The following is a 12,021-nucleotide window of genomic DNA, read 5'->3' as shown; positions in this document are numbered from 1 at the left end:
TGTGTCTGAAGGACGGAAAGTGGTTAAAAAGTAGCCGATGTAAGTCGAGCCAGTAGGTGTTTAGCGGTGTTACAGCCTGAGTGCGGTACTGGCTGAGGTACTATGAGAAATCCAGGCTAGGCCCTCATGTTTCTCCTAATCACGATTGCTACCCTTTCAATCGCGTTCTCGTTCTTATGTTCCATTCTTGAAGCGGCGCTTCTTTCAATTACGCCCAGCTACATTGCTAAGCAGAAAGAAGATAAACCTAAGTTGCACGCCTCGCTTACGCGCCTGAAGGCTAATATAGACCGGCCTCTAGCCGCTATTTTGACGCTCAACACGATTGCCCATACCGTGGGGGCAACCGCAGTGGGTGCTCAGGCAGCGGTCGTGTTTGGCGAAGCCTCTATTGCCATCGTTTCGGCGGTGATGACAATGGCGATTTTGATCCTGTCGGAAATTATTCCGAAGACTATTGGCGCAACGTACTGGCGCGGTTTATCGCCGTTTCTGCCACGCCTGTTAAATCCTATGATTATGGGTTTGCTGCCTTTTATCTGGATGTCAGAGCAGATTACGCGCCGTCTAGGCAAGTCAGAGCATGATGTGGACCTGCGCGATGAAATCAAAGTCCTCGCGCGTGTGGGCCTGGAAGAGAACGTGCTGGATGAGGATGAATCACGCACCATCATCAATATGCTCAACTTGCACGATATCCTGGTAAGCAAAGCGATGACGCCACGTACCGTGTGTGTAACGGTGCTACCTGATATGACCGTCTCCGCGTTTGATGAGCAGTATGGCAAAGCACCGTTTACGCGTTTCCCGGTGATGGATAACGGCGAGCAGGCGTTTGGCTATGTGCATAAAGCCGATATGTACCATGCAGACGATGCCAAAACGATGCGTGAGCTGATGCACCCGATTGGTAGCGTGGATGTTTCAAATAATGTAGAGCAGGTGTTTACCTCAATGCTCAAAGATCACCTTCACATGCGGGTGGTTTATGATGAGCACGACACCTTTGTGGGCTTAATTACGCTTGAAGACATTATCGAAACCATTCTGGGGCAGGATATTGTCGATGAGACCGACAATGTCGCCAATTTGCGGCATTACGCGAAACAGCAGTGGATCAAGCGCGTTAAGCGGGATGATAAAAACACCAAAGCGGCTGAGTAATCCTTTTGCTTATCGGTATAAAACGGCGCCTCAGGGCGCCGTAGTATGTTTTATAGTTAGCTTTTTACGCCATTATACTGGGCTTGGCTATACAGAGTGAACGCTGCCTTGCCACTGGCTGTCTTAGCACTGAATGAACTATAGTGAAGGCGTTGAAAGACAAATAAGGTATTAGGGCGTTCAACGTCCATTAAGGAGGAAAGCAATGTCATTACGTATCAATGCAGTCGTGCCTGATTTTAAAGCGGAGACTAGCCACGGGCCGATTCAATTTCACGAATGGATTGGCGATAGCTGGGCTATCCTATTTTCACACCCTAAAGACTTTACCCCGGTCTGCACGACGGAATTTGGTGCTGTTGCCACCCTTAGCGACGAGTGGAAAAAGCGCGGTACCAAGGTGATCGGTGTATCGGTAGATGGCGTGGAAGACCATAAACGCTGGGGCGCCGACATTAAGAACGTATCCGGCAGCGATGTTGATTTTCCTATCATCGCTGACGATGGTCTGACTGTTTCCAAGCTATTCGATATGCTGCCTGAAGATGCCTATTTACCTGATGGCCGCACGCCAGCAGACAGTGCCACGGTACGTTCGGTATTTATTATCGGGCCAGATAAGCAGTTGAAGCTTTCGATGACCTACCCCATGACCGTGGGACGTAATTTTGCTGAAATTCTGCGTGCCCTGGATGCACTGCAAACCACCACGAAGCACGGCGTTGCCACCCCGGCTGACTGGATGGTAGGTCAGGACGTGATTATTCCGCCTAGCGTTTCCGACGCCGATGCCAAGCAGAAGTATGGCGAATACGAAACGGTGCTGCCATACCTGCGTAAGACACCACTGCGTTAATAGAGTGGTGTAAAGAGCAAAAGCCAGCGCCGATGCGCTGGCTTTTGCATTGAATCAAGAAGCTTCCAGCGCTAGCTGCTCAATAGACGTGGCAACACTGCGTGCCCCGGTGAGTATCTCGTTTACGATGATCTCAATTCCCCCCGACGCTGGACTGACCGGATGTTCCTAGCTCTACTACCTGCTGCATCGCTTGAGTAGTGCGCTCCACCAAGGCACTGTTCTCTTTCAGCACCTTAATAATTTCATCCACCGCTTCACTAGAGCCTTTGGCCAAACGGCGCACTTCGTTAGCCACCACCGCAAATCCGCGCCCTGTTCACCTGCTCGTGCGGCTTCCACCGCAGCATTAAGCGATAGCAGGTTGGTCTGATTAGCGATACGGGCAATCGACTCAGTAATGCTATTAATACTCTGTGCCTGATTGTTAAGCGCGGCGATTAGCTGCTGTGCTTCTGCTAATGTTATTGCTGCTTGCTCAGAATCATGTACAACGCGCTGCAGATGGCTAAGACCTTTTTGGGCGATCTGCTCTGTTTGAGAGGATGTGCTCTGGGCTGCAGTGACGGCACGGGTGGCGGATTCAGCTGCCACAACGGAGCGTGTGGTATCGGTGGCAAACTTGACCACTTTTACTACGTTTCCATGGCTATCAGTAATCGGGTTGTAAGTCGCCTCTAGCCATACGCTGGCACCACGAGAGTCCAAGCGCTCAAACTTGACTTGCATGTACTCGCCCTGAGCCAGCCGCTTCAAGAAGCGGGGATTAGTTTGAGAAAAATTGGCGGGACAAAACATTCGGTGTGTGGCGAGTCATCGGGGGAACGGTGAGGTGGTTTGCAGTGCCTAGCAGAAAGGGTTAATCGTCTAGCGTTTGGCGGGAATTAAACCAGCGGTGGCTAGCTCAGCGATTGTGATAATCCGATATGCATTTACTGTGGGCAGGTGGGGGCATCTTTTGTGCTTGAAAAACCTAAATGGGTAAACCAAGCTGTTGCATTACCCCCTGCATTATCGCCGTCGCTCATTAAAGCAATGCCATTAATATAGCTAGGGGAGCTGCTAAAGAGTTCTGCGAAGTCGGCACGTACATCGCGCACCTCAGCTACCCAATCGCCAACACGCTGTTCCCCACTTTGGAGAGCTATTAGCTGCGCGCGTTGCGTAAAGGCGTTGGGCCAGGTAGCACCCTGGGGCTGGGTGGAAGCCCACACATAATTTACCGACTCCACCTGCCAAGGCAAGAGCCCCGTTTTATGCGCAACATAAACGCGAGCGGGGTAGTCATCGCCAGCTTTAGTGGTTTCCTCCAACCCCGGGTAGGTCTTACTTACTTGCCAGCACCAGTGCAGATAGGGCGTTTCATTTAGGTCAATTTCACGTTCAAGGTAGCGGGCGGACGCTTGTCCTTGGGATTCGGCTTCCAGCACCCGACGGCCTGATTTCTCAACGACAGCGTATCGGGTTTCCCCCTCAAAACTGCGGGTGGGCCAGGTCATGATCTGGTTAGGGGTGAAATGTACTTCCTGGGCGATTGCCGCACCCACAAGAAACGGTAAGGTGCATAAAACAGCTCCTATCATCAAGACTGCATTTATACGGTTAATGCGAGCCATGACGGTCACCTTTATCGTTTGATGCACGAGGTATGTCGGGATGGTGGCGGCCGATTTTATGTAACAGGTCAAATTGGCGGGCACAGGTACGGCAGGCTCCGCACATCGAGAGATGAAATCGTAGTGCGGTGCTTTCACGAAAGGTGAGTGCTCTATCTTGTTTGAGCGACATTAAACGCGTTGCTTCTCGGCACATCATCATAGCGTAACCCTCTCACGAGTATTGGTTGGCGTTGGGTCTTTCACCATGGTACATATGCCCATAACGATGTATCGCCTAATGTTTGGTGCCCTTTAAGCGGCATTCCTTACAAATGTGAACTTTAAAATAGAGCGTATCGCTGGCAAAAATGGATGTGAACGATACGATTTACGTTAACCAGCCTTTTTCAATACATGCACGCAGCCGCAGACGGGCACGGTGTAATATCACCCAACAGTTCGCATCGCTAAGCGTTAATGCTTCACAGATCTCTTGTGTGGTCAGTCCCATTAATTCACGCATGGTAAAAACCTGCGCAGTGTTATCTGGTAACACCATTAAACAGGTGTCGAGTAAGCGCCAAAACGCTGCGTTTTCGAGTACCTGGTCGGGGTCACCCCAAGGGGTAGGTTTGCTGGCAGCTTGCCAGCGCCCGTTCTCTTTAAACAGGTTTTCAAACGAGTCCTCATCACTTAGCTCATCGTCTTGCCAAGAGAGGTAGCGCCGGTCGTGACGAAAGCGCTCAAGTATTTTATTTTTTAAAATGCCGAAGACCCACGTTTCAAACGCTGAGCGCCCTGAAAAGCTCTGGTGCTTCTCTAACGCGGTGACCAGCGTATCCTGAACTGTATCTTCAGCGGCGGCGCTATCGCGTAACTGCAAGCGCGCGAAGGCGACAAGCTTGGGCCGCAGCATAGCAATGTGCTCTTCAGTCGATTGCTTGGCGGACGTCACGGCAGAATCCTCATGGGTATACCGATCCCGTTTTCGAATGGGCTCAACATTTTTGGCATGCCTTAACCAGACCTGTGGTCGCAACAGTAACCACAGGCAAACATGCGTTATGACGCAGGAGCTTCCCAAGCTAATGGCTTAAGCTCTTCATTAAGCGGTGTGCCCGCAACGTGGTTTGTGTAGTTGGAAAGTGTTTTCAGCGCGCAGGCGATTACCAGCTCAAGCACCTGCTGCTGAGTAAAACCGGCCTCAAGAAAAGCGTCCAGCTCGGTTTTCTCAGCCCAACCGCGCTGTGCGTTCAAATGTCGGGCAAAGCGCGTCATGGCGGCAAGCTTGGCATCGTTAGGAGTGTTGCGTGCGCGTAAATCTTTGATGATTTCATCGTCGGCACCGGCTTTCTTAATTCCTCCGGTATGAGCTGCCACGCAGAATTCGCAGTGGTTATCAGCGCTAATGGCGAGCAAGGCCGCTTGCTGTTCCACAGGGCTTAGGCTGGTTTTGGCATAAATGCCGTCAAGCGTTAGATAGGCTTCGAGTAGCGTCGGCGCTTCCGCCATTTTGGCAAAGATATTAGGCAGAAAACCCATCTTTTTTTCAGCGGCTTGAAGGTTCGCTTGAGCCTCTTTAGGGGCACTCTCAGCGGTATGTAATGGAAAATCAGTCATTTCAAACTCCTTCTGATCAAAAAATGATCGTTTTTGCTGTGTCGTCAATTTTCCTAAATGATTATGGAACAAGTGGTTCGTAATTGACAATGAACAAACAAAAAAGCAATGAAGCGTGTCTGAACAGTAAAACCATCGTGAGAAGGATTGATAACGGTAGCCCTGCACTAAAAAGCAAGTCTTGGTCGCGACGCAAATCGCCTAACTCACGAGTAAGCATATTAGGCATGAGGAATCTTTCGACAGTTTGCACTTTTTTAATCTTGCCGAGGAGAAGTGACTATAAGAGGTTAACCCTTACAGCCTTATTGTCTATCAGTTAAAAGGGGCGAGTGTTTTCAAGAGGCGGAGCGCTGCCTCGCCCAGTAGCGTAGCGTGGAGGGGTGAACGCCGAAGTGTTCGGGCAGCGCGATGCCCAACTGTTCGCAGAGCGTACCCAGCAGCGCCATATGGTGAATGCTGTGGCTGGTTAAAAACGCCAGTTCCCGGCCCAGGCTGGTGGGCAGTGCCGCCGAATCGTCAGCGTCACCCACCTCAACCGGATAGCTCAGCGTCAGGGCGGCATCGTGTGGCATGGTCGCTAATGCCTCGAGCCCCGCCTGCAGTGCTGCAGCGCGCTCACCCGCATAGCCTGGCTGGGTTTCCAGTGCCGCTTCCCGCGGGCGTTGTTCATAGTCGAAGATCGCCTGACTGGGTGCCGTCGCACAGGCATCCAGCAGGGTTTGGTAGTGCTCAAGGATATGGCGAACGTGCTTGCCCAGCGACTGGGTGCCCTTGGCGCCGAGCGGGCGCTGGTAATCTTGTGCAGTCACGCGGCCCAGCAGTTGGACGAGCTGCGCGAGCGTCTGCACGTTTTCGTCTATCAGTGGCGACAGCAATGATGTCGACATGGTTGTTAGCCTCCCGGTGAAGCGTGCCGGTGCGGACACCGGCACAGAAGCAGTTATCTTAGCGGGCAAGGCCGGTGTTAACCGGCTTCGGCACCTCCTTCACCTTCGCCTTCCATCTCTTCTTCCTCACCTTCGGCACCGCCTTCGGCCAGCATCATGGGCGCTTCCTGCATCGAGGTGAATCCTGTGGTGGACTCGTCTGCCTGGGCTTGGAAAGCAAGACCGCTTGCCACCAGGGCGAGGGCCGGTGCGGTATAGCCGAACTGGCGGCTTAGACGGCTCAGTAAACGACGTTTAGCTTCGTGTTGAGACATGAGGCTTCTCCTTTTGGTGTGACAAGCAAATGCGCCAGATGGCGCGACTTCCTGCCGCTATACCGCGGCGTGGGAAGAGGGTAAAAGCGGTGTCCGGTCAAGCCACTGGCCTACGGCCTCGATCTGCGTACTGGCCAACCGCGCACAATGCGCGCCCTGGGTCATATGTTGCAGCGCGGTCAAGGCGTCAGGGCTTAATCCTTGTGGGTGCTCTGCTGTTTCCAGGGCCGCGGGAAGCAGGGCGCCGAGTAACTCGAGTGACGACGGCGCCTCCGGGCTGTCGCTCGGGTCGGCATCAAGCCATAAAAGCCCAACGCAAGGGCCGCGTTCCTGAAACAGGAACCCGGCATCCCCAAGCGGTAGATTAAGCGGTTCCAGGGTGTCCGGTGCGGCCAGTGAGAGGCGTGCCCCGCGCGTCAGGGCAAGGCCGTTCTGTGCCGCCACCGCCTTCAGCGTGCCCATCGCCTGGGCAGACTGCTGGGCGGGCACAATGCAGACGGCATGCCCCTCCGGCCGACTCAGCAGGACAACGTCGAGTACCAACTGCCCGTCACTGGTGGCGTGGGACAAGCAGTGCTGGGTGATGGCGGGGACGATGTCGTCGAGGTGCAGGCGCGAGCGAATCACCCGGCTGTCGCTGGTCAGGCAATAGCCGTTGGCGCTTTCCAGGACATGCAGCGAGGCATCTTGGTCGTTGCCGTCGGCGTCCAGCAGCGGCGCCAGTGTATCGGCAATGCGCGCTGCCACGGGGCCCTGGGGCGCGCTGATCGACCAGCGGCGCTGATCAAAGAACAACGTACTGCGCCAGGTGGCGGGACGCTCGCGAGCGGGTGACGCCGTGTCGGGCGCGGAGGTATCGCGATCCCCAGGCGCCAGCAGGCCGTGCTGCCACCATAGCGAGAGTGTCGCCCACAGATCGCTGGCAAGGGTGTCGGCATCGATCTGCCCGCCGCTAGCCGCCTGGAGCTGCTCGAGCACGGTCTCGATCGGCGCGCCTTCGCTGACCAGCAGCCAGATCAGCGCCGCGCTGTCGTTAAGCTGGAAGTAGCGCCCGCTGGGGTGGTGGTAAAGCGCCAGCCGCTCGCCGTCGATCAGCTCGCTGACGTCCTGGCCGTGGAAAGACAGGCTCAGCGGGACGAGCTCGGCCGCCAAACGGTAATCGGCAAGGCTGGGTAGCCCGACAAAGGGCAGGTAGCGATGGCCGTCCTGGGTCGGGTAGAGCGGTACAAACCCACCGGCCCGTTCACGCTCGGCCGACTGCGCAGCGGCATCGAAGGTCGTCGCTTCCCGGGGCGGCTGGTCAAGCCCGGTCAGGGAGATCATGTCCTGCACCAGGCCGGTTTTGACGGCCTCTTCGACCACGCCGCCGTGCTCGGGCTTGGCGCAGGTGCCCAGCGAGGGGCTCAGGTTGCACTCCAGAATCCAGGGCTTGAGCTGGTCGTCGACCAGGCAGTCCAGGCCGATCAGCTCGTAGCAGCCCCGCGGGTCGGCGCCGTCTTCCCGGGAGCGGGCGCGCATTGCCTCGACGCCGGAGAGTGCAGTGAGCGTGGCCAGATCCTGAAGCTGGCTAAACAGCGCCTGGTCGTCGTGGCCCTGCTCGCGAAGCCAGTGGCGATAGCGGTCAAGGTCGATAAACTCCACCGGAATCTCGGCGTCCAGGTTGAGCGCGTTGATGTCAGGGTTGGTCAACTGGCTAAAGGGGTTGTCGATGTCATCCGGACTCCACAGCGCCGAGGCCAGCTTGGCAAAGCCCTGGTCGTAGAGATACACGCGTAGCGGGTCAATGCTGGCAATCAGCATATAAAGGCGTAGCACGTATTTGTGGCCGCGGATGGTGTGCGGGTTGGCAACGTACTCCTGCACCAGCCAGTTGGGGGCCAGCGGCGCGGTGGTCGGGTCGCGCAATACCTGAACCCCTTGGCCCTTGGACGCATTGGTCGGCTTTAAAATCCAGCGCTTTTCGGGATGCGCGGCGGCGTCTTCGACCATCGACGGGTAGTCGTGGGGCATTTCATAGGCGCGCGGGAAGAAATTCAGCCGCTTCGTGTTGGAGTGCGCCTCCCCAAAGTGGTGCCGGGTGCGGTCACGCAGCGCCTTCAACCCCGTATGCAGGCGGCTTTTGACCGTGAGCGCAGCGTTGCCGGGAATGTGGTTCATCACCTGGCTGGGGGAGGTCGCCTTGAACGCTGCCCTGGGCGGCATGCCGGTGACCCAGGCCGCCTGCCACTGCGTTTTATCGCCTTGCTGCCAGCCTCTGGCTTCCAGGGTCTGGCGGAAAAAAAGGTCCTGTTCGGCATGGCGTTTGCCGCTTAGCCAAAACCGTGGTGGGGGAGTAGCGTGCGCGCTCATCCTGGGCTCCTTGTCGGGTCGTCACCAGTGAGTGGTCGATCAGGGCGATTACTTACACAACATTTTCAGCGATCGCCAAAAGCAAGCCTTGCACCGATGCCACGACCACGGGGACGTTTATCTATACGGTTATGCCAAAAAAGCATTTTAATAATGGTTTTATATCACCCATTATCATATTAATGTACCAATCGTTCCTTTGCCTGTTTTAATCAGGTCGATGAGCTTTGCTCGCGACCGCAATGGAGGTTTTATGTCCCGCTTACTATTGGGCCTGGTCGGCGCCGTGGGCTTTTCCGCCCAGGCCCTAGCACTTGAAGAAATGCCACTTGAAATAACGCCGCTGGTGGATGCCCAGTGGCTGAACGAGCATCTTGATCAAGAGGAACTTGTGGTAGTGGACGTGCGCTCGTCCATCGATGAGGGTGGCGATGCCGAGAGTTTTGCCGAGGCCCGCATTCCGGGCAGCCGTTATTCAAGCTACACCGATGACGGCTGGCGCGAAACCCGCGACAGCGTTGCGGGATTGATGCCTGAGGTGAGCGATCTGGAAACGCTGATTGGCGACCTGGGTATCGATAACGACAGCGCGGTGGTGATTGTGCCCGCCGGTACCGGTGCCACCGACTTCGGCAGTGCAGCGCGGGTGTATTGGACGCTGAAAGTCCTTGGCCACGAGGACGTTGCCATCCTCAACGGTGGCTTTGCGGGCTGGGAGCAGCAGGGCTTCGACGTGGCAAGCGGCGAGCCTGAGTCATACGATGCCGCCGAATTCGATGCCACACTTCGCGAGGAGCTGATTGCGTCAACCGAGGACGTGGAAGCCGCCCGGGAAAGCCAGGCGCAGCTGGTCGACGCCCGGCCCGCCGACTATTTTTCCGGTGACAACCAATCGCCCGCGGCACGGGTCGCCGGTACGATTCCGGGCGCGCGGAGCCTGCCTCATCAGTCGCACCTGAACGACCAGAACGGTGCTTACTACTTGGACGTCGACGGGCTGCAGTCGCGCATCAATGCCGTGGAGCTGGATAGCAACGAGCGCACGATTGCCTTCTGTAACACCGGTCACTGGGCCGCTACCGACTGGTTCGTGCTCAGCGAAGTCGCCGAGTTCGACAACATCGCCATGTACGATGGGTCGATGGCCGCCTGGACTATCAGCGATTCCCGCCCGGTACAGCTTGCCCGTGAAGGTATCAAGCAAGTCAAAGAGCTACTCAATTAATTCAGCTAAACGGCTGCGCTAATACAAAGCATCCACGCTGTGGATGCTTTGCGTAGGTTAACGCTATCTCGTAATATGACGACTTTTTTGGGATTTCGCAATGAGTCTCGGCAGACCTCTGCAGCACCATCCTGAAACAGCGCTGAAAGCCGCTGTTCACGCTTTTTGGCGTTCGGGTTACCACCATACATCCATGCGCGATTTGCTGGATGCGATGCAGCTATCGCGTAGTAGTTTGTACCAAGCCTATGGTAATAAAGAGGCGCTGTTTTTATTGGCGCTGACCCGCTACCGGGAAGAGCTGCTTGCGTCTCTGCGGGCAACGCTTGCCCAGGAAGCGAGCGCCTGGCAATTTATTGAGCAATTGCTGTTACGCATGGCCCAGCAGGCCCAAAGCGAACAGGCGGCGCTGGGTTGCCTGATCTTTAACTCGGCCACCGAATTGGGCAATAGCGGCTCCTCCGTTTCGAATGCCGCGGTGCAGAGTGTTCAGGCCATTACCGATTTTTTTGCTACGGTCATTGAGCAGGCGCAGCAAGAGGGTAGTATTTCCCTAGAGCGTGATGTACAAAGCTCAGCATACTTCTTAACCCTTTCTATATCGGGTCTGCGCATGCTGCTGAAAAGCGGTGCTAACCAGCGTCAGGCCGAACAATTAGTTGATAATATTTTGCGTGGATTGCGCTGAGCCAAGGGCACATTCAGCAGGGTGTTTCTGTAGGCTCAATAATGGAAAATACGTTGTTACTAGGATTTTTGGGCAGCCTAACCGCCGGGTTATTAACGGCGGTGGGTGCGCTACCGGTGCTGCTGGGTAAAACACCTAGCCGGGGATTTCGTGATCTGGCGCTGGGTTTTGCCGCTGGTGTGATGCTGGCGGCGTCGTTCTTTTCGCTGATTATTCCAGCGCTCGACGCTGCGGAAATCTATTATTCCGGTGGCCCTGTGCCCGCCGCGATTGTATGTGTCGCTATTTTGTTGGGTATGGGCGCGATTGCGCTCCTGAACGAACACCTTCCCCATGAGCATTTTGCCCAGGGGCGCGAAGGGCCGGAAGCAGCATCGCTTCGCCGGGTGTGGCTGTTTGTATTTGCGATTACTATCCACAACCTGCCGGAAGGCATGGCGGTGGGCGTCGGCTTTGGGGCCAATGGGTTAGAGGGCGGTATGCCCCTGGCGATCGGTATTGGCCTACAGAACATGCCAGAAGGGCTCGCCGTAGCGGTCGCCTTAATGGGCGAGGGCTACTCAAAGTGGCGCTCCTGGTCGATTGCTGCGCTAACCGGCCTAATTGAGCCCGTTGGCGGGCTATTTGGTGCCAGTATTGTCAGCGTTTCCCAAATACTGCTGCCTTGGGGCCTGGCCTTTGCCGCTGGTGCCATGTTGTATGTCATCAGTCATGAAATCATCCCCGAAACTCACCGCTGCGGGCACCAGAAAAAAGCCACTTTTGGTTTGGCGATGGGTCTGGTGATTATGCTGTTCTTGGATGTGTGGCTGGGTTGATCGCGCGTTAACCGATGACATCGGCGCCGCCGTGAGGCCCCGCTTGATGGCACAACCGGTGATCGCTGAGCACGTCAATAATATGGCACTGGCCAACATTGCCCCCCGCACACTGATTGATCATGCGTTTGAGCTCATCGCGTACCGAGGTGAGTCGTGCAAGTCGAGCCTCGACCTCGGCTAGGTGACGCTTCGCTAGCGTGTCTACCTCTTCGCAGGGCATAGTGGGGTAATCCGCCATTTGTAACAGCTCCCGTACCGCCTCCACTGAAAAGCCAAAATCCCGCGCATGGCGAATAAACGTCAAACGGCGGATAGCAGCAGTAGTGTAGCGCCGCTGATTGCCTTCGTTGCGCGGTGCTGAAGGCAGTAGCCCAATCTGTTCGTAGTAGCGCACCGTTTCTGGCTTGCAGCCGGACTCGCGTGCCAGCTCGCCAATGCCGATATAGCGCTCAGTGGGGGAGAGCGCTGGGGAATGTTCTTTCATTACTTGAACCTC

13 protein-coding genes and 1 pseudogene are annotated in these 12,021 nt (G+C 55.7%); 5 read left to right on the top strand and 9 right to left on the bottom strand.

Annotated elements, in window-relative coordinates:
• Positions 1 to 126 precede the first annotated feature (126 nt).
• Both HZS80_RS10660 and HZS80_RS10655 read left to right on the top strand, forming a co-directional pair.
• Positions 127 to 1,164, top strand: a complete 1,038-nt coding sequence (locus HZS80_RS10660; RefSeq protein WP_179916061.1) for a CNNM domain-containing protein — start codon at positions 127 to 129, stop codon at positions 1,162 to 1,164.
• A 205-nt stretch (positions 1,165 to 1,369) separates the two neighbouring features.
• Positions 1,370 to 2,020: a peroxiredoxin gene (locus HZS80_RS10655; RefSeq protein ID WP_035559046.1), complete on the top strand. Its 651-nt coding sequence runs from the start codon at positions 1,370 to 1,372 to the stop codon at positions 2,018 to 2,020.
• 133 nt (positions 2,021 to 2,153) lie between these two features.
• Here HZS80_RS10655 and HZS80_RS10650 read toward each other — a convergent pair.
• The 8 genes and pseudogenes from HZS80_RS10650 to HZS80_RS10615 form a co-directional block, all read right to left on the bottom strand.
• Positions 2,154 to 2,749, bottom strand: a pseudogene (locus HZS80_RS10650) (methyl-accepting chemotaxis protein).
• Between the two features lie 203 nt (positions 2,750 to 2,952).
• Positions 2,953 to 3,636, bottom strand: coding sequence for a DUF3047 domain-containing protein (locus tag HZS80_RS10645; RefSeq protein WP_246361923.1), 684 nt, complete (start codon positions 3,634 to 3,636; stop codon positions 2,953 to 2,955).
• Positions 3,623 to 3,832: a zf-HC2 domain-containing protein gene (locus tag HZS80_RS10640; protein WP_281372587.1), complete on the bottom strand. Its 210-nt coding sequence runs from the start codon at positions 3,830 to 3,832 to the stop codon at positions 3,623 to 3,625. The genes HZS80_RS10645 and HZS80_RS10640 overlap by 14 nt, the downstream gene beginning before the upstream one ends.
• Positions 3,833 to 4,006: 174 nt before the next feature.
• A complete protein-coding gene (locus tag HZS80_RS10635; RefSeq protein ID WP_281662315.1) occupies positions 4,007 to 4,573 on the bottom strand; it encodes a sigma-70 family RNA polymerase sigma factor in 567 nt (188 codons plus the stop codon).
• A 107-nt stretch (positions 4,574 to 4,680) separates the two neighbouring features.
• The gene (locus HZS80_RS10630; RefSeq protein WP_035559037.1) at positions 4,681 to 5,238 is read right to left on the bottom strand and encodes a carboxymuconolactone decarboxylase family protein; all 558 of its coding nucleotides are present in this window, start codon (positions 5,236 to 5,238) and stop codon (positions 4,681 to 4,683) included.
• Between the two features lie 338 nt (positions 5,239 to 5,576).
• On the bottom strand, positions 5,577 to 6,128 hold the full coding sequence (locus HZS80_RS10625) for a DinB family protein (RefSeq protein WP_179916060.1): 552 nt from the start codon (positions 6,126 to 6,128) through the stop codon (positions 5,577 to 5,579).
• A gap of 77 nt (positions 6,129 to 6,205) precedes the next feature.
• Positions 6,206 to 6,442 (bottom strand): hypothetical protein, encoded by a 237-nt coding sequence (locus HZS80_RS10620; RefSeq protein WP_179916059.1) that lies wholly within the window; start codon positions 6,440 to 6,442, stop codon positions 6,206 to 6,208.
• Positions 6,443 to 6,499: 57 nt separating this feature from the next.
• A complete protein-coding gene (locus HZS80_RS10615; RefSeq protein ID WP_246361929.1) occupies positions 6,500 to 8,599 on the bottom strand; it encodes a PqqD family peptide modification chaperone in 2,100 nt (699 codons plus the stop codon).
• A 445-nt stretch (positions 8,600 to 9,044) separates the two neighbouring features.
• Between HZS80_RS10615 and HZS80_RS10610 the strand changes: the two genes are divergently transcribed.
• The 3 genes from HZS80_RS10610 (at position 9,045) to HZS80_RS10600 (ending at position 11,522) form a co-directional block, all read left to right on the top strand.
• Positions 9,045 to 10,016, top strand: a complete 972-nt coding sequence (locus tag HZS80_RS10610; RefSeq protein WP_035559027.1) for a sulfurtransferase — start codon at positions 9,045 to 9,047, stop codon at positions 10,014 to 10,016.
• Positions 10,017 to 10,116: 100 nt separating this feature from the next.
• Entirely contained in the window at positions 10,117 to 10,704 is a 588-nt protein-coding gene (locus tag HZS80_RS10605; protein ID WP_179916057.1) for a TetR/AcrR family transcriptional regulator, read from the top strand.
• A gap of 41 nt (positions 10,705 to 10,745) precedes the next feature.
• Entirely contained in the window at positions 10,746 to 11,522 is a 777-nt protein-coding gene (locus HZS80_RS10600; protein ID WP_179916056.1) for a ZIP family metal transporter, read from the top strand.
• Positions 11,523 to 11,529: 7 nt separating this feature from the next.
• On the opposite strand, the gene HZS80_RS10595 is transcribed toward HZS80_RS10600, so the two are convergent.
• Positions 11,530 to 12,009: a MerR family transcriptional regulator gene (locus tag HZS80_RS10595; protein WP_179916055.1), complete on the bottom strand. Its 480-nt coding sequence runs from the start codon at positions 12,007 to 12,009 to the stop codon at positions 11,530 to 11,532.
• Positions 12,010 to 12,021 lie beyond the last annotated feature (12 nt).

It is taken from the genome of Vreelandella glaciei, assembly GCF_013415125.1.
GTDB lineage: Bacteria > Pseudomonadota > Gammaproteobacteria > Pseudomonadales > Halomonadaceae > Vreelandella > Vreelandella glaciei.
The sequence above is the reverse complement of the archived record's forward strand: the minus strand, read 5'-3'. Positions and strand labels throughout refer to the sequence as shown.